Genomic DNA, 23,791 nt, shown 5'->3' with positions numbered 1-23,791 from the left:
TGTGTGCGGATTAATCTTTGTTTTGATTATTATCTTCTGCTGTGTGACTTTCTTCGTGGCCTTTGTCTTTTTTGTCGTTACAACCCATCATTTTCATCATCATGAACATCATAACACCACAGAAAAGCAGTTGAATTGTGATGCCACTAACAGCTGCCAGCGTAAAGTTACCTACTAGCAGAAAGTAAGCTAACGGTAAGCCTAAACATAGTGCACAGATAATTTTACATAGTTTCTTAGTGTTGCTGTTCATGTTGATACGACCTTGCTTTCTTAATATGTTTTATATAGTAATGTTTACCTTTACTGTAAGGTAAACCTAATTTGGCTAAAATTTTGGACTACAGCTTTTGCTTTATTTCATCAAGTTCATCTGCGGTGATTTCGCCTCTGGCAAATCGTTTTTTAGCGATATCGAGAGCCGATTCAGCTGCTGCTGGCGGTCGTGTCCCAGAGAAAGCCAGATAAATAATCCCTCCAAAAAATAGCGCCATTGAGATTGGCATAAACCAACTGAATTCATGAAAACCGTGCATTGTGTGACCTCAATAAATTTAATGATTGTTCCTGAGTAAGTGGAATGAATCTTGAGGTTTCCCCTAACTGTAAGGTCAAGGTTGTTTTTCAATTAATTACAAAAAACTGATGGGCATTAAAAGCTGGTTGAGGTATCGACACCGATAAACTGAAAATAGACGCTGCGTGTGCAGCCACAGTAGTGATCGGTGCTTTAGCAATGATACGGCTAAAATTTTTAAGTTTTAGATATTAGAGAGGTAAGCATGTTTAACATCAGTCAGGTATCAAAACAAACTGGGCTGTCGAGCAAGACAATTCGATATTATGAAAGTATTGGGCTAATTAGCACACCGCCACGTGCCGAGAATGGATATCGTTTTTTTAATCAAAAAATTATGGATGAGCTGAAATTCATAGTAAAAGCAAAGCAAGCTGGTTTTAACTTAGAAGAATCAAAGCAGTTACTGGATTTGCAACGAGCAGAGGACCGCATTAGCGGTGATGTTAAAGCACTCACGTTGCATAAAATATCCGAGGTTGAAGAGCGGATTGCACAGCTAAATTCAATGCTGACACTATTGAAAGGTTTAGCGGATAAATGCCCTGGTGGAGAATCACCTGATTGTTCTATTATCGACTCGCTGGCGGATAAGAGTGTTCGTGAGTGAATCGCAGATTAAAAAAGGGCCATTTGGCCCTTTTCTATTTATGGTGTTGTCGCTGGTGTTATTTCGTTAGCAGGAAATTAACCAGTTCAAAGTATTCATCGGCAGAGCGCACTTTACCCGTTTGCACAAGGTACTTGTTGTTAACTACAACCGCTGGTACGCCAGTCAGGCCACTGTCTTGGAAGGCTTTGTTAAAGCGGTTCACCATTGAGTTCACTGCAAAGCTATTGAATGCACCATCAAAATCCTCAGCACTCACACCTTCATCAATGAAGATCTGGCGAAGCTCTTGATCATTGCGAGGTGGCTTTTGCATGTCGTGGATACGAGCAAACAACACGGGTGTCATTTTATCATCAATATTGAGCGCCACAGAGGTTGCGTATGCCTTGCTCATTGATTTACCCATTGAACCACCCATGAATGAAACATGGCTTTTCTGTAGTTTTGCATTGTCTGGCAGGGTCTTTTTCAACTGCTGGATCATTGGTTCAAAACTATTACAGTGTGGGCAATAAAATGAGAAAAATTCGGTCACAATAGGGCTGCTGCTTTGCGGCAAATCCAAGACTTTATAGTGATCGCCTTCGTTGAATTTAGCTGCCTGTACAGAAACAGACAATAAAGCGACGCTTACAAACGCCAAAATTTTCTTAAACATGTTTCGATTAACTCCCTGATAAAAATCTAATATATGGGTTTATTTATATTTGGTTTACTTACCACTGCGGCATTAGCTGCAGTGATGGTTCATGTAACGCCGCCAGTTGTTCTTTAAATGACAGCACTTGCCCTTCCCAGTATTTTGGATCTGCAAACCACGGAAAAGCCAACGGAAAGGCTGGGTCTTGCCAACGTCGAGCAAGCCAGGCCATGTAGTACACCATTCTAAGACCGCGTAAAGGCTCAATCAGTTTCAATTGTGATTGGTCAAAATCGGCAAATTCTGAATAAGCTTCTAAAATAATGTCCAGTTGAGCAATCTGGTCGTGCCGATCCCCATTCAGCAGCATCCATAAATCCTGAATGGCTGGCCCATTACGGGCATCATCAAGATCGACAAATAATGGGCCATCACGCCATAAGATATTACTTGGATGACAATCGCCGTGAAGGCGAATGGGTTGCCAGTTGGTATTCCAGTGTTGCTCTAGCTCTTTGATTAGTAAATCCAAGTCTGAAAAGAAGACTGTTTTCAAATGATCGGGAATTAAGTCCGAGTGCTCTAGCGTTTGGCGAGGTTGATATAGGTATTCATCAAGCCCGATAGTCGGCCTATTTTTAAAGGTTTCTTTCTGGCTTGCGCGGTGAATTCGGCCGAGAAAGCGTCCAACCCATTCAAGCTGGTCAAAGTTATCCACTTCGAACTGGCGACCGCCAAGGCTTGGAAATAGCGCAAAACGATGCCCATTGTAGTGATGCAGGGTTTGACCATCGATAATGATGGGGGCAGCAACGGGGATCTCTTGTTCTGCTAACTCTAAAGTGAACTGGTGTTCTTCTGCTATCTGGGCATCAGTCCAGCGTTGAGGGCGGTAGAATTTGGTGACATAGCGGGCACCGTCTTCGGCGGTAAATTGGTAAACTCGATTCTCGTAGCTATTCAGTGCCAATAACCCTGATTCGGCGCGGATCCCTGTGGTATCAAGGGCGTCGAGGAGTAAGTCAGGGCTGAGGTCTGCGAAGCTAAAGCCGTTATGTTGTGTCATGAGACTGGTTCCGCAATAAAATTATATCAATTGTTGTCGAGTATATACCCAAGTGAGTTCAAGGTGTTTGTTCTACGAGAATTTCTTAGTGGGTATAGCATAATCAAAAAGGGCCGTTTCCGGCCCTATCTTTACATTAGTTTGCGTAACTCACGTGCTAGCGCAATTCACCGATAAACCGACTCTCAGTACTCAGTTGAGTATTATCACCACGGGTTAGGGTAAAGGTAATATCAGCGATAGGTGCTTGCAGAACGTATGGATCAACCCCAAGGCTGACAGGTAAAGTAAAGACTTCTCCAGCTTTTACTTTAACGGTTTGCCGTCCATACCACTCTATCTCTTCAAGGCCAGAAACCGATAATGTAAAGGTGGCTGGTTGTTGGGTCTTATTGAGGATTTTTAGGGTATAGGTATTCTCGATCAGCCCTTCGTTATTGATACGATACAGCTGGTTACGATCACGTAAGACATCCAGCCCCATCGGCTGTATGGAAGCGAATAAGTAAATGAATAACCCTATCATTGCGACCATCACAGCCCCATAGCCAAGTAGCTTCGGGCGCATAATGCTGGTGCGATGGCCTTCAAGCTTGTGCTCGGTGGTATAGCTGATCAACTGCTTTTCATACCCCATTCTATCCATGGTTGCGTCACAGGCATCCACACAGGCGCCGCAGTTAATGCATTCATATTGCAGGCCATCGCGAATATCAATGCCGGTTGGGCAGACTTGGACACATAGATTACAGTCGATACAGTCACCAAGGCCAAGCGCTTTGGGATCTTGCTTACGGGAACGAGGGCCGCGTGATTCTCCACGGTTTACATCGTAGCCTACAATGTAGGTGTCCTTATCAAACATGGCTGATTGAAAGCGTGCATAAGGGCACATGTGGATACACACAATGGAGCGCATCCACCCTGCATTGGCATAGGTACAAAGTGTAAAGAATACCACCCAAAATGCAGCCCAGAAGCTCGTACTGAAGGTAAAGAACTCTACCACCAATGTTTTAATCGGCAAGAAATAGCCGACGAAGGTCAATCCGGTCAGTAGCGCGACGGCTATCCAAGCGAGATGTTTAAGCGTTTTACGAAATAGCAGTTTTCCTGTTGGTGCTAATGTATCTTGCTTGCGTCGCTTATTGGCAGAGCCTTCGAGCTTTTCTTCGAACCAGATGTAAATGAAGGTCCAAACGGTTTGTGGGCATAAGTAACCACACCAAACTCGCCCTAGAAAAGTGGTAATAAAGAAAAGAGCAAAAGCGGCAACGATAAATAAGACAGCTAACAAGGTGAGATCTTGTGGCCATAAGGTGGTACTAAAAAAGTTAAATTGCTGTTGGCCAATATCTAATAAGATGGCTTGGCGATCACCATAGGGTATCCAAGGGATCCCCATGAACAACAGCATCAAAAACCAGCCCATTTTTTGGCGTAACTGTTGATATATCCCTTTGACGGCACGCACGTAAATCCGATTGCTTGGATTGAATCGATCGCCGTTACCTTTGTGGGTTTTGGGATTATAGGTTTGCGGGGTGACATCCTTTATTTTGATCTTTTCTTGGCTCATGACATTACTTTCCTTGGCCTCCCACGGGGATTCATGGGAGCTGTCACCGGTACGTTGCCGGCTATGTGTTGTAATCGTTAAGTTGTAATTGGTAAATAAATGTTACCAATAGAGTATAACGTAGCCGCCAGTGAGATTACTCTAGCAAGGTCATAGTTTGGGCTGCTGGTTGTATTAAGCGGGGTAATTATGAGGCAGGGACGCGTGGGAATTGCTAAAAGATAATACAAGCAGGCTGAGCAACCTGCTCGCATTTATATCTAAGTTATACTATTTGATGATGCCACGAGCACGTAAAATGGCGGTTTTGAAATCATCTTCGCAATCTTTCGCAATGCCAGGGATCATTTCCTGTTTGTCGCTATTTCGCATTTTAAGGTGATAAATCAATACATCATCGGTTAATGCTTCAAGCTTACCTTGGTACTGAGCTTCTTGTGCGAGTTTTAGCAGGAATTCGACGAGATTAAGATCAGGGTCTTTTTGCCATTCAGGGTGTAAAAGCTCTATTAATTCGTTAACGCGGTGGGTTTTCATTATCTACTCCACAAAATAAAGGCTGAGTGAATCTCTGGGATTCTATAATCATAATTTTTGTAGGGGTAACGGTATAACAAACCGGATCGCGATACAAATAAAAGGCAGCCTTGTCTGGCTGCCTTTATGCCTTACGCTGCCTGCTCATCACCACAGAGTCGGGTTGATGGGGTCAGTGTCTTTTTGACCGGGTTTGTCGAGAGCACTTCAACGGAAGCCGTTGTTTTTTTTGCTTTGAAAACCGGAGCATGAGAGGTAGTACGTAAACGTGAAGGGCTGCGAGGAGCGCAGGTCCTGACAAAAGAGGCTGGGCGCATGATTCACCTATAGTCAGGCACTTCCATGGCCAAAGTTAATAACACAGTTCCCGCTTGCTGATTGTTGGCAATGCCGATCCTATACGGGAATACTGATGGGTTGTTTTTTCGCCGCGAGAATAGCAATAAGCTATTCTCAAGTCGAGGGTTTATTGACCGTTTTATGGGGTGATTTATTCTGTTTTTAAAATGATAAAAAGGATAAATGTTAGCGAGCTACTCATCTGTGAAGATTAGTTGTTTATCGCTTTGTACTTTATGGTCTAATGCAGCCTTGCTGGCAATAAATGTCTGCTTGGAACGAAACTTGGCAGAACAATAACTACAGCCTTGGAGGGAATGATGGAACAGAATCAACCGCGTTTGGTAACCAGCCGTAACCTGTCTTACAAATTAGCTGAGTCCATTGGGCAGCAAATTCTACGTGGTGAGACAGCACCTGGGGAGATTCTGCCTGGTGAAGTGGAGCTCGGGGAAATGTATGGGGTAAGTCGAACTGCCATACGAGAAGCGATAAAAATGTTGGCGGCTAAAGGGATGGTATTGCCACGGCCCCGCATTGGTACTCGGGTACTACCAAAACGTAACTGGAATTATTTGGATCAGGACTTATTAGCTTGGTTGAACTTCGACCAGCATGAAGATTTGGTCAGTGAGTTTCAGAGTGTACGTATTTCACTCGAGCCGGAAGCGGCAGCTTTGACCGCGGTGAATGCAAGTGATGAAGATCGAGAAGAGTTATGTGCATTGATGGAAGAAATGCATGCTCTGGGGCAGCACTTTGATCAAGAACGTTGGATTGAGGTCGATACCCGTTTTCATCAATTAATCTATTTTGCTTCGGGGAATCACTTTATTAGCCCGTTTGGTAATCTGTTTAAAGCTGTATTTGAAAGTTACTTCCGGATCATTACCCGTGAACGATTATTAAAGCTTGATATACATCAGCGGATAGTTGACGGCATCATGGAGCGAAACCCTGATGTTGCTCGCCAGGCAACGATTGAATTACTAAAGTAGTTTGCCCTTAGCCGAACCGTGAAAAACGAAGCCATTGCTTCGTTTTTTTATATCTGTGATATATCGCATAGGAAGTAGTTGCAGCAATGGTCGATTGTCTGAGATATTAATTAACTTTCATATCTTTTTAGTATGACAGCTATATGGGCTGCGTAGCTAAGCAAAGGAGATGCTTTAAATGTCATTGTTTCGGAAAAGCCTAGCCAGTGTTGGGGTTGGTGCTGCACGTGTTGATGCCGTAGTGCAGCATGATGTACTGATCCCTGGTGATATTCTTAATGTCGATGTTCAAGTGTATGGCGGAAAGGTTGAGCAGAACATTGATAATATACATCTTCGCCTTTGCTGCTGTTATGAAGAAGAGGTTGAGGTTAGCCGTGGCGAGAGCCAGCACCGTAAAGAAAAAGTTAGTCAAACATGTACCCTAGCAGAGTGGTCTTTGCCTTATGCCATCACCATTTCGGCTGAGGAAGAGCGGCACTTTGAGGTGGCGCTGTCGTTACCTTTTAATACCCCTATCACTATTGGTGATACCAAGGTGTGGCTAGAAACTCAACTTGATATACCAATGGCTATCGATCCTAAAGACAGGGATAGCTTAACTGTCCGCCCTGATCCACTAATGGATGGTGTTTTTACGGCATTAGAATTGGCGGGCTTGCGCATCCGCCAAGTTGAATGTGAAGCGGCTGATGGCTTTGCTCTCCCCTTTGTTCAAGAATTTGAATTTGTCCCCGTGTCTGGGCCTTATCATGGTCGCTGGCGTGAACTTGAAGTGGTTGCTTACCGGGATGAAGATAAGCTGCAGTTATGGTTTGAAGTCGACCGACGTCAACAGGGCTTATCTGGCATGTTAGCGGGTTTATTAGGTCGGGGGGAGCTGAAGCGCCATTGTGTACTCCCTGCGGATTTACACCCCCAGCAAGCGGGTGAGCAAGTAATAGCGTATTTAGATCAGGTAACCTAAACCAGCTACCGGTTAAAACAAAAACAATCTCAGCGTACACATGTAAGCTAAACTGTGACATACTGCTTATCTATTGAGCTTTAACTCTATTTATGGGATTAAACAAATGGATAAGCAGCAAGCTGCAAGTTCGAGCTATTCGATTAAAGAGGAAGTAGCTAACAGCATAAGTCATGGGCTGGGCATGGTTTTTGGTATTGTTGGCTTGGTGTTGCTATTAATTCAGGCGACTCAGGCGAATGCCGATATGCTGAGTATTGCCAGTTTGAGCATTTATGGCGTAAGCATGATTGTGCTGTACCTTGCTTCGACGCTATATCATGCAATTCCTTTTGAGCGCGCAAAGCGAGCACTGAAAACCTTTGACCACTGCGCGATCTATCTTTTGATCGCTGGTACTTATACCCCTTTTCTTCTAATCACCCTACGCACGCCGCTGGCGATGACACTGATGGCGGTGATTTGGGGGATTGCATTTATCGGTATTGCCCTGAAAATTGTCTTTGTCTATCGCTTTAAGCGCTTGTCTTTGGTGACTTACCTAACCATGGGGTGGTTATCATTAATTGCTGTTTATCAGCTAGCGCTTTCGCTCTCGACGGGAGGCTTGGTATTACTCGGGCTTGGGGGGATTATTTATTCCTTGGGTGTCGTGTTTTATGTGAATAAGCGGATTCCTTATAACCATGCCATTTGGCACTTGTTTGTTCTAGGTGGCACCGTTTGCCATTTCTTTGCCATCTACTTTTATGTCAAACCTATCTAATTTATGAGTTCATTGAAAAAGAGAGCCGAGGCTCTCTTTTTTGTTGTGATTAAGTTAGCGGTTACTTACTTCGCTGCCCCTGCAACTAGTCACGCCAAAATGCAGGAAAGAACACGACCAATACGGTAAGGATCTCTAGTCTGCCCATCAGCATACCGAAGCTGAGCGTCCACTTTGCCAAATCAGGCAGGGAGGCGAAATTTCCCGTCGGGCCAATAATATTGCCCATCCCAGGCCCTACATTGGCAACCGCCGTCGCTGCGCCAGTAATACTGGTGACGGCATCAAGCCCCAGCATGCCTAAAATTGCCGCGACAACCACAATGGTGAGGATAAACGTGAGGGCGAAAGCGACCACTGAGCGGACAATACCATCCGTCACTGGTCGGCCATTGTAGCGCTGGATAAATACCCCCGAAGGGTGGATCAACTGCATCATCTGCTTGCGCAGTAAAGCAAAAGCCACCTGAAAACGGAAGATTTTGATCCCACCAGAGGTCGAGCCCGAGCAGCCACCAACCAGCATAATGAAAGCAAAGATGATCGTTGGAAATGGCCCCCATGCAGTAAAGTCATCTAAACCAAACCCCGTAGTGGTCACCACTGAAATAATATTGAATAGCGATACCCTGAACGCGTCAATAAAGGTGTAGTCTTGCTGCCATGTAAGCCATAAAGCAACGGCTAAGCCAGCACTGAAAACCAATAAGGTAAAGCCTCTTACTTGGGCATCTTCCAGAATTGAACGTGTGTCTTTCTTACGTATGGCTTGGACAAACAAAAGGAATGGCAGACCACCCGCAAACATGAAGGCAATCGCTACCCAGTGGGCGCTGTTAGAAAAATGATTCATCGAACCATCTGACGTCGAGTAGCCTCCAGTTGATAGCGTGGTAAAAGCGTGGTTTATCGCATCGAATGTATTCATTCCCGTAAATAAGTAACCAAGAAAGCACAGCCCTGTCAGGCTGAGATACACATTGACGATATTCTTCGCCACGCTTTTGGTTCGAGGTGAGCTTTTATCTGACCAATCGGATGATTCTGTTTGGAATAGACGCATCCCCCCGACATTGAGCATAGGTAAAATCGCAACCCCCATAACAATAAACCCTATACCGCCGAGCCATTGCAGTGTTGAGCGCCACAGCAGAATACTTGGTGCCATGGTATCGAGGCCACTGAGTACGGTTGAGCCTGTGGTGGTGATCCCCGACATGGTTTCAAAGTAAGCATCGGTAAAACTGATGTGGTTGATAAACACAAATGGCAGAGCGGCGAATGCACTGGCGATACTCCACACTAAGGTGGTGATCAGGAACATGTCTCGCACGCCGAGTTTAAATTCACTTGTTCGGCCAAAGGTAAGGCACATGAACGCGACTGCATGGGTAATTAGCACGGCAGTGGCAAAGTCGATAAACCCCTCAGTGCCAGTGACAAAAGCCACTAGCGTGGGGACGTACATGAACAGGGCTATCTTGGATAAGACCAGCCCGATCACGAACAAAATAGGACGATAGTTGACCATAGTATTTATAGGAAGAATGGACTTGGCTGGAATAGACGTTCAACGTCTGGGATGTACTTTTTGTCGACCAAAAACATCACGACATGGTCATTTTGTTCGATAACCGTTCGGTCATGGGCGATAAGCACCTCCTCTCCTCTGACAACGGCACCAATGGTTGTGCCTGGTGGCAGCTTGATCTCTCCCACTGCTTTCCCGACGACTTTAGATGTGCTGGAGTCACCATGAGCAATGGCTTCGATAGCTTCGGCAGCACCGCGACGCAACGATGAAACATTAACGATATCGGCTTTACGTACGTGGGTCAGTAATGCTGATATTGTCGCTTGTTGAGGAGATATCGCAATATCGATTGTACCGCCTTGGACTAAGTCGACATATGCGCCGCGTTGGATCAGTACCATGACTTTCTTGGCGCCCATGCGCTTGGCAAGCATCGCGGACATGATGTTGGCTTCATCGTCATTGGTAACGGCAATGAAAACGTCAATTTGCTCGATATGTTCTTCACTCAGCAGTTCTTGATCGGATGCATCCCCGCAGAAAACTATGGTGTTTTCGAGCATTTCCGACAGGCTTTCAGCGCGATCTGAGTTACGTTCGATGAGCTTTACACTGTAGTTTTGCTCGAGACGTCGAGCAAGGCCTGCCCCGATATTACCCCCGCCGACTATCATCAAGCGCTTATAAGGTTTTTCGAGGCGTTGTAGTTCACTCATTACCGAGCGAATATGGTTACTTGCCGCGACAAAGAATACCTCGTCATCAGCCTCGATAATCGTGGTACCACGCGGGCGAATAGGTTGGCCTTGGCGGAAAATGGCCGCAACGCGGGTATCAATGTGTGGCATGTGTTCACGCAGTGCCGAAAGCGCATTACCTACCAGTGGGCCACCATAATAAGCTTTGACGGCAACAAGGCCGACTTTATCTTCTGCAAAGCCGACAACCTGTAACGCTCCCGGGTACTCAATGAGGCGCTCAATGTAGCCCGTAACGAGCTCTTCAGGTGCAATCAGGTGATCAACAGGCACGGCATCTGATTGGAACAGAAACTCTTTTTCTTTGAGGTATTCAGGAGAACGAATACGTGCAACTCTGTTTGGAGTATTAAATAGAGTAAACGCGATCTGACAAGCGATCATATTGGTTTCATCGGAATTGGTGACCGATACCAACATATCAGCATCTTGTGCCCCAGCTTCACGTAAAGTGCGAGGGTGGCTTGCAAACCCTTGAACGACACGAAGATCGTATTTGTCTTGTAGTTCGCGTAAGCGCTCTGGATCCTTATCGACGATAGTAATATCGTTGTTCTCGCCAACCAGGTTTTCGGCTAATGTGCCACCGACCTGACCAGCCCCGAGAATGATAATTTTCATAGCATATGCCTGATTAATTGAGTCGTTGTAGATTACTACGCTTCTGGGTAGGGATCATTCAGAACACCTCCCATTTAGAGTAACTTAGTTTTCACTGTTGCGGTAAATAGTGATGTTTTAATTGATTCTTATGGCAAAAAAGCGGAACTTGGTCACCAAGTTCCGCTTTTTATTGCGAGCTAATTTAGACTACTTTTTTTATAACAGCGTAGTAAAACCCATCCATATCATGCTCACCCGGTAGGATTTGGCGGCCAGGATTGTTACGGTCGCTGCCAACAAGTTCAGCACCAGATGTACGTTCAAGGAATGCTTTTACCTGCTCGCTGTTTTCTTGTGGTGTGATAGAGCAAGTGGCGTATACCAAGGTGCCACCAGGCTTTAGCTGGTGCCACATGGCGTCAACAATTTCAGACTGTAATTGCGCGAGTGCTTCAATATCATCTGCACGACGTAGCCATTTAATATCAGGGTGACGGCGAATAACACCGGTTGCCGAGCAAGGGGCGTCAAGCAAAATACGGTCGAATTTCTCACCTTGCCACCATTCTTCTGGGTAGCGAGCGTCAGCACAGAGTACTTTGGCATCCAGCTTCAAACGCTGAAGGTTTTCGTGCACGCGCTTCAGGCGATTGTCATCGCAATCAATCGCAACAACTTGGGTCGTTGGCTGGCGTTCCATTATGTGGGCTGTTTTGCCACCTGGAGCGGCGCAGCAATCAAGGATCAGCTCTCCCGCTTGAGGTTGAAGGTATTCAACCGATAACTGAGCCGCAGCATCTTGTACTGAAACCCAACCGTCGGCAAAACCGGGTAATAGGGTAACATCACAAGGCTTATGTAGCTTCAGCGCATCAGGCGCTTCAGGGTGAATATCGGTCTCGATACCTTCTGCCGTCAGTAGCGCACGGTAGCTGTCACGGCCGTGGTGCTGACGGTTTACCCGTAACCACATCGGTGCTTTGGTATTGTTTGCTTCAACAATCGCTTCCAGCTGCTCTGGGTAGCTGCTCTTTAATAGCTTAAGTAGCCAGCTTGGGTGGCCGTAACGGCCTGCATCATGGCTAATCGCTTGTTGGTCGAGTGTGTCTTGCTGGCGCTGGTAATTACGCAAGATGGCATTGATCAAGCCGCGAAGTTGAGGCTTTTTCAAGTTTTTAGTGGCGTTAACGGTTTCTGCCACCGCTGCGTGAGCAGGAATGCGCATATAGCCTAGCTGATAGAGGCCAACCAAAATTAAGTGGTGGAAAACCCGTTGCTTGCCTTTGAGTGGCTTATCCATCAACTGGTTAGTAACCGACTCTAGGCGAGGCAGCCAGCGAAGTACGCCGTAGCATATTTCTTGTAATAGGGCGTGATCGCGTTCTTTTATGTCTTGCTGGGCAGCAGGAAGCGCATTTGATAGGGACTGACCCTGATCAACAACCTGATAGATAACTTTGGCCGCTGCGGCTCTTACATTCATGCGGTTTTCCTGATGTTCTCGACCCACCCTTTACTGGCAGCGTATTGGCTAGGTGTCGTATTCGGTAGTAAAAAGAAGGCCAGTGTTTGCACTGGCCTTGGCGGTGCTTATAAGATAGTGCCTGGTTCAAACCACTCTCGGCGCGAGTTAAGCAAATCTTGTGTTTGCATCGCTTTTTTACCTGGTGGTTGAATTTCGATAAGGCGAAGTGCCCCCTTACCTGTTGCAACAATAATACCTTGTTTGTCGGCAGAGATAATGGTGCCAGGGGCTTTACCATGCTCACCGTCGACAACGGCCACCTGCCATACTTTGACATTCTGTTCGGCCACGGTGAAATAGCTCATTGGCCACGGATTGAATGCACGAACACAGCGCTCAATAGCGGTTGCATCCATGTTCCAATCAATCTTGGCTTCTTCTTTACTGAGTTTCTTGGCGTAGTTAGCTTGTTCATCATCTTGCTTAACAGCAACGGCACTGCCCGATGCGATATCAGCAAGACATGCGATAAGCGCATCAGGGCCTAGACCTGCTAGCTTTTCATACATCGTTGCACTGGTGTCAGTCGCTTCGATTGGCAAGGTGGCTATGCTCAGCATGTCGCCAGTGTCTAGCCCTTCGTCCATCTGCATGATAGTAACGCCAGTTTCGGTATCCCCTGCCCAAATTGAACGTTGGATTGGGGCGGCACCACGCCAGCGAGGTAAGATTGAGCCATGGACATTGATACAACCTAGTTTCGGCGTTTCTAGTACTTCTGTCGGTAGCAGCAGACCATAAGCAACAACAACCATGATGTCAGCATTAAGAGCAGCAAGCTCCTGCTGTGCGTCTTCATTGCGTAGAGAGGCTGGCTGATAAACTGGAATGTTATGCTCAACGGCAATGTTTTTAACTGGGCTTGCAGTTAATTTTTTACCACGGCCCGCAGGGCGGTCGGGTTGAGTATAAACGGCGATAACTTCATGCTGTGAAGACAACAACGCCGCCAGATGACGGGCGGCGAAGTCTGGCGTACCAGCAAAAACAATACGTAGTGATTTGCTCAAGGAGGCCTCTATGACTAGTTTTTTTCGTTAAAACGCTGAATTTTTTCAAGCTTTTGCTTGATACGCTGGCGTTTAAGCGGTGATAGGTAGTCAACAAATAGCTTGCCTGCAAGGTGATCAAGCTCATGCTGAACACAAATTGCCAGTAGATCATCGGCTTCGAAAGTGAACGCGTTACCATCACGGTCAAGGGCTTTCACCGAAACCTCTGCTGCGCGAGGCACGAGGGCGCGGGCGCCTGGTACGGATAGACAACCTTCTTCAATACCGTCTTCACCACGTTTTTCAGTGATTTCAGGGTTAATCAGTACCATCGGTTCATTGCGCTCTTCCGACAGGTCGATCACCACGATACGCTGGTGGATGTCCACCTGAGTTGCTGCAAGGCCGATACCTTCTTCGTCGTACATGGTTTCTAGCATGTCATCGACAATTTTCTGGATCTCAGGGGTGACAGCTTCAACGGGTTTAGCAACGGTACGTAGGCGCTCGTCAGGGAATGTTAATACTTGCAATAAAGACATAGTTACTCGTTTTAAAAGACAGTACTGATAACAGGGGTCACTTAGTTGCTCTAATTCTAGTCATTTTAGCGGTCAAAGAACAGTACTCGATAGCTTCCTTGTTAATCACTGGTGGATTTTTTATTTCCCTCTCGTATTAAACGGGCAATTACGTGAATAATGCAACAGCAATATATGAAAGGAGAGATCTGCCGAAAACTTGCTACTTGATAATCACTGGCGCTAGACAGCCGCTATTAGCAGTGACAGCCTGAATCAATTGGGAAATGTGTTGAATAATAAAGGATGGAGAACATGCTGTTGCGTGTCTTGGTGTTGATATTGGCTTGCTTCAGTTTTATCGGTGGAGCGATGGGCCAACAACTTAAGGTTATAGATGGCGCGCCATCGGTCTACACAGTTAAAAAAGGCGATACTTTATGGGATATTTCATCCTATTTTTTGTCAAGCCCCTGGCTATGGCCTCAACTTTGGCAGGCTAATAGCTATATTAAAAACCCTCACCTCATTTATCCCGGCGATCAAATACATTTGGTTTGGGTCAATGGCCATCCTCAGTTGCGATTGAAAAAGACAGTCAAGCTGTCACCTGAAATTCGGGTGATCCGCGCGCCAATCACAACCATCCAATCGACCTTGATGTTGCCTTATTTGGCTCATGATAAGCTTCTCACGCCAGAAAGCTTAGCTCGCCTGCCGCAAATTACGGGCGAAAGCCGAGCAAAAGGCTATATGGAAAAAGGGGATACCTTATGGGTTGATACCGAATTAGAGCAAGGTGAAGAGTGGTGGGTTTACCGTCCAGATAAATCATTTCGTCGTGATATTGAAAGTGAAGGCGTCAGCCGTGTTATTGCTTTGAAAGAGATTGCTAAAGGAACCGTAGTTGAATACACCGAAGGCCAGAGTGCGATTGAGCTGACGTCTTTTCATCGTGAAGTAAGGCAAAATGATGTTTTGTTGCCTGCCCCTTTAGCCAGTGAAATACTGGATATGAGCTTTTATCCATCCTCTCCCCCTCCATCAAGTAAGGCTGTTGTTTTAGGCCACCTTAGCCATATGAATTATATTGCGACTTACGATGCGGTGGTGATTGATTTAGGGCATTTAGATGGCGTAGAAGCTGGTAATGTATTCCAACTTCATCGAGAAGGTGCCGACGTATCAGGGAAAAAAGGAGACTATCATTATCAGGCGCTAAACAGTAAAACAACCTATTCACTACGTAACGTTCCGATTGGCGAGATTGTCGTGGTTCGTCCTTATGAGCGTTTTAGCCTTGCGGTTGTTACCAAAGCAATTGAACCTTTCGCTGCTGGTGTCATGGCATTACCCCCCTCATCAAATGACTGAACTTGAAGCTTGGCTACAACTTGCGAGTGTCCCTTCGTTGGGTGGTGGTAGGATCCGTCGTTTACTTCAGCAGGCGACCGCTGTTGAGATATGTCGAATGCCATTACCTGAACTTCTTGCTCTTGGTGTGACAGCTCGACAGGCTGAGCGACTGTTGCACCCCAATAAAGCTCGAATCGCTCAAGCTTTGCGTTGGGCTGAGCAAATGAATCAACATATCTTGACGATGAATAGCCTTGCTTACCCTTCTTTACTGAAAGAAATCGCGTCACCGCCCCCGGTTTTATTTATTCGAGGTGAGCCTCACTGGCTTTCAGAACCTCAGTTAGCCGTCATTGGCAGCCGTAGTGCCAGTATTGATGGTCGTGAGTCGGCTTATGAGTTCGCCGCATCACTGGCTGCGGCTAATTATGTTGTAACGAGTGGGCTTGCGCTCGGTATTGATGGGCAGGCACATTTTGGAGCTTTGAAAAATGGCGGGGCGACGATTGCGGTACTGGGCTCTGGGTTAGATAAAGTTTATCCGGCTCGTCACCGAGATCTTGCTAAGCTGATCCCAGAACAAGGTGCTTTAGTTTCTGAATTTTGGCCTGATGAATCACCAAGGCCACAAAATTTCCCTCGGCGTAACCGAGTGATCAGCGGATTGTCAGTTGGCGTATTAGTGGTAGAGGCGGCACAAAAAAGTGGATCTTTAATTACCGCTAATTATGCGCTTGAACAAGGGCGAGAAGTTTTCGCCTTACCAGGCTCTATTCGTCACCCTGGTAGTCGAGGTGGTAATGCGTTAATAAAAAACGGTGCTAAATTGGTAGAAACGCCGGTCGATATCTTTGAAGAGGTCGGTGTACTGACAGAGTGTGTGAAAAGTAATCAGTTAGACTTGCAGTTGCCACAACCTGAAAATGAAGAATTGCCATTTCCAGCGCTGTTGGCTAACGTAGGCAGTGAGGCAACACCCGTAGATGTAGTTGCTGAACGTTGTGGACAACCCATTCATGAGGTCATGATACAGTTACTCGAATTAGAGTTGCTCGGGGTTGTCACTTCGGTACCAGGTGGCTATATCAAAACGAGGAGGGGCTAGTTATGATGGATGTTCTCATGTACCTGTTTGAAACTTATATTCAGAGTGATGCTGAATTGATGGTTGATCAAGACGAGCTTTCTGAAGAATTACTGCGTGCAGGGTTTCATCAGGAAGATATCTATAAAGCGTTATCATGGCTTGAAAAACTAGCTGCATTACAAGAAACTGAAACCACACCTTATATGAATACCAGTGCCATGACATCGGTTCGTATCTATACTGAGCAAGAAATGACTCGTTTAGATATAACCTGTCGTGGCTTTTTGACATACCTAGAACAAATTCACGTACTTGGTGCCGATACACGAGAAATGGTGATTGATCGTGTCATGGAGCTTGATACTGCGGACTTTTCTTTGGATGATCTGAAATGGATTATCCTGATGGTACTATTCAATGCACCCGGAAATGAAAGTGCGTATAGCCAAATGGAAGAGCTGCTTTATGGTATTGAAGACGGGTATATCCATTAATTAACAGGCCTTGGCCGTTGAAGATAGTCGAGCTGTATGTCTGGTAAAATAAACGAGCAACTCTTTTCTGCCCATGAGCATGCCTTGGTACACCCAAAAGAGTGTCCAAGTTGCGGAGCTGAACTGGTGATCCGAAACAGTAAGCGCGGGCCTTTTCTTGGTTGTACAAGCTACCCTGAATGTGACTATATAAAGCCGCTAAATCAAAATGATGGACACATCGTAAAATACCTTGGTCAGCCTTGCCCAGACTGTGGTGAAGAGTTACTGTTACGCCAAGGACGCTATGGCATGTTCATTGGCTGCAGTGGTTACCCTGAGTGCCAGCATATTGAATCACCAGAAAAGAAAAATACGGAAAGTACACATTTAACTTGCCCTGAGTGCAGTAAGGGAAGCTTGATCGAACGTAAATCTCGTTATGGCAAAGTCTTTTATGCCTGCGACCAGTTCCCAGCTTGCCGATTTGCGATTAACCATAAACCCGTCGCGGGTGAATGCCAGACATGCGGGTTTGCTCTGTTACTTGAGAAAAAGTTAGCGAGTGGAAATAAACTGCAGTGTGCCGACCGTAAATGTCATGCTTATCAAACATAAGCGGTTTGTTAAGCCAGATATAAGAAAGCCAGCATAGAATGCTGGCTTTTTTATCTGTATCTAATGCTTCTTAGTGGTGAAGCACTGGGAAAGTTTCAGCGTTGAGCTCTGCGGCTAACTCTTCCAATACTGTTTGTAATGCCTGAGTTGTTTCGGCGCAAATATTGATATGCCCCATTTTTCTACCTGGGCGTTTTTCTTTTCCATACCAATGAACATGGCACTGTGGTGCTGCCAATATAGCTGCTGGTAGTTTGTTTTCACCAAGAATGTTCAACATTGCTGTTGGGCGCAATAAAGCTGTGCTACCAAGAGGAAGGCCTGTAACGGCACGCAAATGGTTTTCAAACTGGCAAGTTTCTGCGCCTTGTTGGGTCCAGTGACCTGAGTTATGAACTCGTGGGGCTATCTCATTAACCAGTAGCGTGCCATTTACATCAAAAAACTCAATGGCTAACACGCCGACATAATCCATCGATTGTGCGAGTGAATGAAACATAGCTTCGGCTTGTGCCTGCAATGCATCGCTATCAGGGAGAGCGGTTGACAGGCTCAGAACACCATCAGTATGAATATTTTCGGCAAGTGGATAAACCGCAATGTTACCGTTTATATCACGAGCGCCAACCAATGAAACTTCACGGTCAAAAGCAACGAACTCTTCAGCGACAATAGCTTGATCTGGGGAGTCGGCAAGGAATTGTGTAATTTCAGCCCAAACTGGTTCGACATCATTTAGCGTTTTAAGGCGCCACTGCCCTTTTCCATCGTAGCCTCCAAGTGCACTTTTTAGCACCATAGGTATGCCAACATGTTCAATTGCGGTTTGAAGTTCATCAAAGCTGCTAACAAGATGGTATTTGGCATTTGCAACATTGGCGGTATCAAGTAATGCTTTTTCTAAGCGGCGATCGCCACCTGCTTTAATAGCTTCTGCTGTTGGCTTGAACTTTCCGCTGGCTTGGCAAATGTCGAGAACTTCGTGAGGAACGTGTTCAAACTCTGCGGTGATCACATCCGCATAGGTGATCGCGGTATCTAAGCCCTTTAACATTAGGTGCTGGGTTAAAGGGTGAACAACGTTACCAGTACTAACATCGTAGGCAAACACTTCGATGTTTAATGGAGCTCCAGCCAATGCCATCATTCGAGCCAATTGACCGGCACCAAGAACCAAAACTTTCATTATGCATCCTCTGCAGGATTTGGGTTGCTTAACACTGTATCGGTTTGCTCTTTGCGGAAGCTATCAACAGCCGCCATTACATTGCTGTCTTGAGTACCAATTATTTGTGCCGCGAGTAAACCTGCGTTTGCTGCACCAGCTTCACCAATCGCTAAAGTACCGACGGCGATACCTTTAGGCATTTGTACGATGGAAAGGAGTGAGTCCATTCCTTTTAGTGCTCGAGATTGTACAGGCACCCCTAATACAGGAAGACTGGTAAAAGCGGCTGTCATTCCAGGTAAATGAGCAGCGCCACCTGCGCCAGCGATAATGACCTTGATACCTCGGTCATGGGCTTGTTCTGCATATTCAGCTAGCAGATGAGGAGTACGGTGAGCCGAAACAACTTTCGTTTCATAAGCAATATTGAAGCGATCTAGCATTTCAGCGGCATGTTGCATGGTTGGCCAGTCAGACTTTGAGCCCATGATGATTCCAACTTTCATCCCGATCTCCTTTGGGTAACTAAATAGTGAAGTTTATAGATGCGTTTGGCTGCATTATACGGAGATTTTTTGTGAAGGAAAACGTTTGCGTCGGTGAAAATGAAACAATCAAAGGGGATCATGGAGTTGTGGTTAAGGAGTCGGTAATATAGGTAAATAGAAAGTTACAAAACGGTCTAGGCCAGAATCAAGAATGAGGGTGATGTGGAAAACCTAAAACAAGTTGTAGCCGCTTTGCAGCAAGGAAAAGTCATTGCCTACCCAACAGAAGCTGTGTTTGGCGTGGGATGTGATCCTGATAATGAGCAAGCTGTTCATCAATTGCTCGCATTAAAGATGCGACCTATCGAAAAAGGGCTTATTTTAATTGCTGCTAATTATGAGCAGTTGTTGCCTTATATTGACGATAGTCTGCTGAGTGATGAACAAAAACGACTGATCCTCGCGTCTTGGCCTGGAGCTGTTACTTGGGTTATGCCTAAAAAAGCGAGTGTTCCCCACTTTTTGACTGGGCAGTACGACACGATTGCGGTACGTGTTAGTGATCACCCTCAGGTTCAAGCATTGTGCTTGGCGTTTGGTAAGCCAATTACATCGACAAGTGCTAATTTGAGTGGACTAGAACCAGGTCGCACAGCTACTGACGTTGAGCAACAGTTAGGCGATCACCTTGCTGCGATTTTGAAAGGTGATACTGGTGGTCGTGAAAATCCATCTGAAATTAGGGATGCGATAACAGGCAATGTTTTCCGACAAGGATAAATGATGATGCAAGATGTAAATAAAGAAGCAGTAAAAGCTTTCTTGTTAGATCTTCAAGAGCGTATTTGCCAAGCCATAGAGCAGCAAGATGACAGTGTGGCCTTCGAACAAGATGAATGGCAACGTGAACAAGGTGGCGGCGGCCGTAGTCGAGTTTTACGTGACGGGCAGGTGTTTGAACAGGCTGGGGTGAATTTTTCACATGTGTTTGGTACTAAAATGCCTGCATCTGCAACCGCTCACAGGCCAGAGTTAGCTGGCCGTAGTTTCGAAGCCATGGGGGTATCGTTAGTGATCCACCCCCGTAATCCATACGTACCAACATCACATGCTAATGTTCGTTTCTTTATTGCAGAAAAAGAAGGTGAATCACCAGTATGGTGGTTTGGTGGTGGATTCGATTTAACGCCGTTTTATCCGTTCGAAGATGATTGCCAACACTGGCATGATACGGCTAAGCAAATCTGTGCACCGTTTGGCAATACGGTTTACCCTGATCATAAAGCGTGGTGTGATAAATACTTCTTTTTACCGCATCGTGATGAAACCCGTGGTGTCGGTGGTCTGTTTTTTGACGATCTGAATCAATGGGGATTTGAGCAAAGCTTTGCTTATATGCAGGCTGTTGGTAATGGTTATCTCGATGCCTATTTACCGATTGTTGAAAAGCGACAAGGGCTTGCTTATGGCGAGCGTGAGCGACAGTTCCAACTTTACCGCCGTGGTCGTTACGTTGAATTTAACTTAGTTTATGACCGAGGCACATTATTTGGCTTACAAAGTGGTGGTCGTACTGAATCGATTTTAATGTCGATGCCACCTCTAGCCCGTTGGGAATACAGCTACACACCACAGCCAGGATCTGCAGAAGCGGCACTCTATGAGGATTACCTCAAACCGCGTGAATGGTAATACTGCCTCCTTTATATAGATGAAATAGATTTTACCGAGGGGCAATGATTAAGCCCCTATCCTATTTCGATACGCTGAAATAACATGGAATTTTTGCATGGATAAGTATGTTGTCTTTGGTAATCCTATTGGCCAAAGTAAATCCCCTTTTATTCACTCGCTATTTGCTCGGCAGACTGCCCAAGAAATGGTTTATGAGGCACAACTTGTTGAGGTCGATGGCTTTACTGTCGCTGCAGAGGCCTTTTTCAGTTCTGGTGGGCGCGGATGTAATGTGACTGCGCCTTTTAAAGAAGATGCTTATCAGTTTGCATCACAGCTAACAGAGCGTGCCAAGTTGGCTGGTGCCGTGAATACATTAAAAAAGTTAGATGATGGAGCCATAATTGGTGATAACACTGACGGTGAGGGGCTGGTGCAGGACTTACTCCAAAATCAAGTTCAGATAGAAGGTAAACGGATTCTATTAGTTGGGGCTGGTGGAGCTGCTCGCGGTGTTGTATTGCCGTTATTGGCGCAAAACCCTAAATCACTGGTAATCGCTAACCGTACGGCAGAAAAAGCAGAGCAATTAGCATCCCTTTTTTCACCTTACGGTCCTGTTGCACATATCAGCATGGACGATTTATCAAAATCAGAATATGACATCATCATTAATTCAACATCTGCCGGACTTAGTGGGCAATTGCCTGCGTTGCCTGAAACCATTATCCAGCAAGAGATAACTTGCTATGACATGGTCTATAGTGCCCAAGTTACGGCATTTAACCAATGGGCATACGATCATGGTGCGGGTAAAACGTTAGATGGTCTTGGGATGTTGGTCGGTCAAGCTGCAGAAAGCTTCATGCTTTGGCGCGGTATCCGCCCAGAGGCAAAACAAGTGCAGCATGAATTACGTCGGTTGTTACAGCAATAGATAGAGAAGGCAATGAATCAAAATATTCTATTCGCAGATCTTCAAATGTGGGATCAAAAAAAACAAGCTGTGAATTTTCCGGCACAGCAGGCGGGTGCTTTGATCACTTGTTGGGTGTCATTAGGTTGGTTGCAACAGCAATCATCGGCTGTATTAACGAATGAAATCGACATTTTAGCGGCCTTTACTGCCAACCGATTTGATCTCGAAGAGTTGGCAGAAGCACTCATTGAAGATGAAACATTCAACGAAAATGGCGATGTCGTTATTGATGTCGATTAAGTGATCTTCGCTTCTGCGAGATACTCGTTTTTAAGCTGAACGTAGTTATTGGCCGATGTGGGCAAAAATGCCCGCTCGTTCTCGTTAAGTGGGCGTGCTTGTTTTACGGGGCTACCTATATATAGAAAGCCGCTCTCTAAAACTTTTCCCGGAGGCACCAAGCTCCCTGCCCCTATAATGACGTCATCATTAATGATGGCTCCATCTAAAATGATGGCTCCCATCCCTATTAATATACGATTACCTACTTGGCAGCCATGAAGCATTGCTTTATGCCCAACTGTCACATCATCACCAATGATCAAGGGATGGCCTTTAGGGTTCGTATCTGTAGTGCGACTTACATGAAGCACTGAACCATCTTGAATATTGGAGCGTTTGCCGATGATGATATGATTTACATCCCCTCTCGCGGCAACCAAAGGCCAAATGCTCGATTCGTCACCTAATGTAATATCGCCAATCATAACGGCAGATGCATCAATATAAGTATTAATGCCTAATTGAGGGACTTTTCCTTGAAAGGAGCGTATGGAATTTGGCATGGCGTAATCTACTGTGTGATAAAAATAAAAAGAATAGCCTTCCAGCAGTGTGATTTATACCTAAAAATGACGTTATTGTGTGATAGTTGAGCGCTTAAACAGAAATGTCATAATTATTTAAAAAAGCCCCTTGCTAACGTGATCGAAGTCTCTATAATGCGACCTCACTGACACGGAGCACGGCAACTTAAGCCGCTAACCAATCAGTTTGTTCTTTAACAATTTGACCATGCAATCTGTGTGGGCACTCGTGAAAAAGTTAAGTCAAAAGATTTATCAATGAACTGAGTGACCAATACAAGGTRACGCTATYTCTTGTAGATAACGAAACTTTGGCACAGTCAATTCGAATGTCATGACTAGCTTCTAGTTATTGATGTTCAATCAGTATTCGTTGAGCCGGTCGAGAGACCACAAAAATTCTAATTGAAGAGTTTGATCATGGCTCAGATTGAACGCTGGCGGCAGGCCTAACACATGCAAGTCGAGCGGCAGCGACAACATTGAGTCTTCGGATGATTTGTTGGGCGGCGAGCGGCGGACGGGTGAGTAATGCCTGGGAATATGCCTTAGTGTGGGGGATAACTATTGGAAACGATAGCTAATACCGCATAATGTCTTCGGACCAAAGAGGGGGACCTTCGGGCCTCTCGCGCTAAGATTAGCCCAGGTGGGATTAGCTAGTTGGTGAGGTAATGGCTCACCAAGGCGACGATCCCTAGCTGGTTTGAGAGGATGATCAGCCACACTGGAACTGAGACACGGTCCAGACTCCTACGGGAGGCAGCAGTGGGGAATATTGCACAATGGGGGAAACCCTGATGCAGCCATGCCGCGTGTATGAAGAAGGCCTTCGGGTTGTAAAGTACTTTCAGTCGTGAGGAAGGGGTAGTCATTAATAGTGGCTGCCCTTGACGTTAGCGACAGAAGAAGCACCGGCTAACTCCGTGCCAGCAGCCGCGGTAATACGGAGGGTGCGAGCGTTAATCGGAATTACTGGGCGTAAAGCGCATGCAGGCGGTCTGTTAAGCAAGATGTGAAAGCCCGGGGCTCAACCTCGGAACCGCATTTTGAACTGGYAGACTAGAGTCTTGTAGAGGGGGGTAGAATTTCAGGTGTAGCGGTGAAATGCGTAGAGATCTGAAGGA

At 45.8% G+C, this 23,791-nt stretch carries 27 protein-coding genes and 1 rRNA gene; 13 read left to right on the top strand and 15 right to left on the bottom strand.

What is annotated here, in order from left to right; translation table 11 throughout:
• Positions 1-10 precede the first annotated feature (10 nt).
• Together L4D09_RS16375 and L4D09_RS16370 are read right to left on the bottom strand one after the other, a co-directional pair.
• Positions 11-253, bottom strand: coding sequence for a DUF2933 domain-containing protein (locus L4D09_RS16375; protein ID WP_428458584.1), 243 nt, complete (start codon positions 251-253; stop codon positions 11-13).
• An 88-nt stretch (positions 254-341) separates the two neighbouring features.
• Entirely contained in the window at positions 342-536 is a 195-nt protein-coding gene (locus tag L4D09_RS16370; RefSeq protein ID WP_428458583.1) for an SHOCT domain-containing protein, read from the bottom strand.
• Between the two features lie 246 nt (positions 537-782).
• On the opposite strand from L4D09_RS16370, the gene cueR reads away from it, so the two are divergent.
• Positions 783-1,187, top strand: coding sequence for a Cu(I)-responsive transcriptional regulator (gene cueR, locus L4D09_RS16365; protein WP_428458582.1), 405 nt, complete (start codon positions 783-785; stop codon positions 1,185-1,187).
• 58 nt (positions 1,188-1,245) lie between these two features.
• Here the strand turns inward: cueR and L4D09_RS16360 are convergent, their stop codons facing one another.
• The 5 genes from L4D09_RS16360 to L4D09_RS16340 form a co-directional block, all read right to left on the bottom strand.
• Positions 1,246-1,848: a thiol:disulfide interchange protein DsbA/DsbL gene (locus L4D09_RS16360; RefSeq protein WP_428458581.1), complete on the bottom strand. Its 603-nt coding sequence runs from the start codon at positions 1,846-1,848 to the stop codon at positions 1,246-1,248.
• A gap of 58 nt (positions 1,849-1,906) precedes the next feature.
• Positions 1,907-2,896, bottom strand: a complete 990-nt coding sequence (locus tag L4D09_RS16355; protein WP_428458580.1) for a serine/threonine protein kinase — start codon at positions 2,894-2,896, stop codon at positions 1,907-1,909.
• A gap of 157 nt (positions 2,897-3,053) precedes the next feature.
• On the bottom strand, positions 3,054-4,475 hold the full coding sequence (ccoG, locus tag L4D09_RS16350) for a cytochrome c oxidase accessory protein CcoG (RefSeq protein WP_428458579.1): 1,422 nt from the start codon (positions 4,473-4,475) through the stop codon (positions 3,054-3,056).
• Positions 4,476-4,745: 270 nt separating this feature from the next.
• A complete protein-coding gene (locus tag L4D09_RS16345; RefSeq protein ID WP_428458578.1) occupies positions 4,746-5,012 on the bottom strand; it encodes a YihD family protein in 267 nt (88 codons plus the stop codon).
• Positions 5,013-5,143: 131 nt separating this feature from the next.
• The gene (locus L4D09_RS16340) at positions 5,144-5,329 is read right to left on the bottom strand and encodes a hypothetical protein (RefSeq protein ID WP_428458577.1); all 186 of its coding nucleotides are present in this window, start codon (positions 5,327-5,329) and stop codon (positions 5,144-5,146) included.
• A 342-nt stretch (positions 5,330-5,671) separates the two neighbouring features.
• On the opposite strand from L4D09_RS16340, the gene L4D09_RS16335 reads away from it, so the two are divergent.
• The 3 genes from L4D09_RS16335 (at position 5,672) to trhA (ending at position 8,082) form a co-directional block, all read left to right on the top strand.
• Positions 5,672-6,349, top strand: coding sequence for a FadR/GntR family transcriptional regulator (locus L4D09_RS16335; RefSeq protein ID WP_428458576.1), 678 nt, complete (start codon positions 5,672-5,674; stop codon positions 6,347-6,349).
• A 178-nt stretch (positions 6,350-6,527) separates the two neighbouring features.
• A complete protein-coding gene (locus L4D09_RS16330; protein WP_428458575.1) occupies positions 6,528-7,316 on the top strand; it encodes a sporulation protein in 789 nt (262 codons plus the stop codon).
• A gap of 106 nt (positions 7,317-7,422) precedes the next feature.
• Positions 7,423-8,082 carry a PAQR family membrane homeostasis protein TrhA gene (gene trhA / locus L4D09_RS16325; protein WP_428458574.1) on the top strand — a complete coding sequence of 220 codons (660 nt, stop codon included), beginning with the start codon at positions 7,423-7,425 and terminating at the stop codon, positions 8,080-8,082.
• Positions 8,083-8,167: 85 nt separating this feature from the next.
• Here trhA and L4D09_RS16320 read toward each other — a convergent pair whose 3' ends face one another.
• From L4D09_RS16320 to def, 5 genes are all read right to left on the bottom strand, one after another.
• The gene (locus tag L4D09_RS16320) at positions 8,168-9,613 is read right to left on the bottom strand and encodes a TrkH family potassium uptake protein (RefSeq protein ID WP_428458573.1); all 1,446 of its coding nucleotides are present in this window, start codon (positions 9,611-9,613) and stop codon (positions 8,168-8,170) included.
• A gap of 5 nt (positions 9,614-9,618) precedes the next feature.
• Positions 9,619-10,995 carry a Trk system potassium transporter TrkA gene (trkA, locus tag L4D09_RS16315; RefSeq protein WP_428458572.1) on the bottom strand — a complete coding sequence of 459 codons (1,377 nt, stop codon included), beginning with the start codon at positions 10,993-10,995 and terminating at the stop codon, positions 9,619-9,621.
• 184 nt (positions 10,996-11,179) lie between these two features.
• Entirely contained in the window at positions 11,180-12,460 is a 1,281-nt protein-coding gene (gene rsmB, locus L4D09_RS16310; protein WP_428458571.1) for a 16S rRNA (cytosine(967)-C(5))-methyltransferase RsmB, read from the bottom strand.
• A gap of 107 nt (positions 12,461-12,567) precedes the next feature.
• Positions 12,568-13,512, bottom strand: coding sequence for a methionyl-tRNA formyltransferase (gene fmt / locus L4D09_RS16305; protein WP_428458570.1), 945 nt, complete (start codon positions 13,510-13,512; stop codon positions 12,568-12,570).
• A 14-nt stretch (positions 13,513-13,526) separates the two neighbouring features.
• Positions 13,527-14,036 carry a peptide deformylase gene (def, locus tag L4D09_RS16300; RefSeq protein WP_428458569.1) on the bottom strand — a complete coding sequence of 170 codons (510 nt, stop codon included), beginning with the start codon at positions 14,034-14,036 and terminating at the stop codon, positions 13,527-13,529.
• A gap of 294 nt (positions 14,037-14,330) precedes the next feature.
• Here def and L4D09_RS16295 point away from each other — a divergent pair, with 294 nt between their 5' ends.
• Genes L4D09_RS16295 through L4D09_RS16280 form a run of 4 tightly spaced genes read left to right on the top strand, consistent with a single transcriptional unit; the run spans position 14,331 to position 17,549 of the window.
• Complete coding sequence (locus L4D09_RS16295; protein WP_428458568.1) at positions 14,331-15,389, top strand: LysM peptidoglycan-binding domain-containing protein; 1,059 nt, start codon at positions 14,331-14,333, stop codon at positions 15,387-15,389.
• The gene (gene dprA, locus L4D09_RS16290) at positions 15,382-16,476 is read left to right on the top strand and encodes a DNA-processing protein DprA (protein ID WP_428458635.1); all 1,095 of its coding nucleotides are present in this window, start codon (positions 15,382-15,384) and stop codon (positions 16,474-16,476) included. The genes L4D09_RS16295 and dprA overlap by 8 nt, the downstream gene beginning before the upstream one ends.
• A 2-nt stretch (positions 16,477-16,478) precedes the next feature.
• Positions 16,479-16,952, top strand: coding sequence for a DUF494 family protein (locus L4D09_RS16285; RefSeq protein WP_428458567.1), 474 nt, complete (start codon positions 16,479-16,481; stop codon positions 16,950-16,952).
• Positions 16,953-16,988: 36 nt separating this feature from the next.
• Positions 16,989-17,549 carry a DNA topoisomerase family protein gene (locus L4D09_RS16280; RefSeq protein WP_428458566.1) on the top strand — a complete coding sequence of 187 codons (561 nt, stop codon included), beginning with the start codon at positions 16,989-16,991 and terminating at the stop codon, positions 17,547-17,549.
• 70 nt (positions 17,550-17,619) lie between these two features.
• Here L4D09_RS16280 and L4D09_RS16275 read toward each other — a convergent pair whose 3' ends face one another.
• Together L4D09_RS16275 and purE are read right to left on the bottom strand one after the other, a co-directional pair.
• Positions 17,620-18,735 carry a 5-(carboxyamino)imidazole ribonucleotide synthase gene (locus tag L4D09_RS16275; RefSeq protein ID WP_428458565.1) on the bottom strand — a complete coding sequence of 372 codons (1,116 nt, stop codon included), beginning with the start codon at positions 18,733-18,735 and terminating at the stop codon, positions 17,620-17,622.
• Entirely contained in the window at positions 18,735-19,223 is a 489-nt protein-coding gene (gene purE / locus L4D09_RS16270) for a 5-(carboxyamino)imidazole ribonucleotide mutase (RefSeq protein ID WP_428458564.1), read from the bottom strand. Before purE ends, L4D09_RS16275 begins: the two co-directional genes overlap by 1 nt.
• 204 nt (positions 19,224-19,427) lie before the next feature.
• On the opposite strand from purE, the gene tsaC reads away from it, so the two are divergent.
• The 4 genes from tsaC (at position 19,428) to L4D09_RS16250 (ending at position 22,098) form a co-directional block, all read left to right on the top strand.
• On the top strand, positions 19,428-19,985 hold the full coding sequence (gene tsaC, locus L4D09_RS16265) for an L-threonylcarbamoyladenylate synthase type 1 TsaC (protein WP_428458563.1): 558 nt from the start codon (positions 19,428-19,430) through the stop codon (positions 19,983-19,985).
• 6 nt (positions 19,986-19,991) lie between these two features.
• A complete protein-coding gene (gene hemF, locus L4D09_RS16260) occupies positions 19,992-20,897 on the top strand; it encodes an oxygen-dependent coproporphyrinogen oxidase (RefSeq protein WP_428458634.1) in 906 nt (301 codons plus the stop codon).
• A gap of 97 nt (positions 20,898-20,994) precedes the next feature.
• Entirely contained in the window at positions 20,995-21,816 is an 822-nt protein-coding gene (gene aroE, locus L4D09_RS16255) for a shikimate dehydrogenase (protein WP_428458562.1), read from the top strand.
• Between the two features lie 12 nt (positions 21,817-21,828).
• A complete protein-coding gene (locus tag L4D09_RS16250) occupies positions 21,829-22,098 on the top strand; it encodes a DUF1488 family protein (protein WP_428458561.1) in 270 nt (89 codons plus the stop codon).
• On the opposite strand, the gene L4D09_RS16245 is transcribed toward L4D09_RS16250, so the two are convergent.
• Entirely contained in the window at positions 22,095-22,643 is a 549-nt protein-coding gene (locus L4D09_RS16245; RefSeq protein WP_428458560.1) for a gamma carbonic anhydrase family protein, read from the bottom strand. The two genes, L4D09_RS16250 and L4D09_RS16245, sit on opposite strands and share 4 nt — an antisense overlap.
• A gap of 423 nt (positions 22,644-23,066) precedes the next feature.
• Between L4D09_RS16245 and L4D09_RS16240 the strand changes: the two genes are divergently transcribed.
• A 16S ribosomal RNA gene (locus L4D09_RS16240) occupies positions 23,067-23,791 on the top strand; the annotation flags it as partial.

The sequence above is a fragment of the Photobacterium makurazakiensis genome (genome assembly GCF_050336715.1).
Classification (GTDB): Bacteria; Pseudomonadota; Gammaproteobacteria; order Enterobacterales; family Vibrionaceae; genus Photobacterium; species Photobacterium makurazakiensis.
The sequence above is the reverse complement of the archived record's forward strand: the minus strand, read 5'-3'. Positions and strand labels throughout refer to the sequence as shown.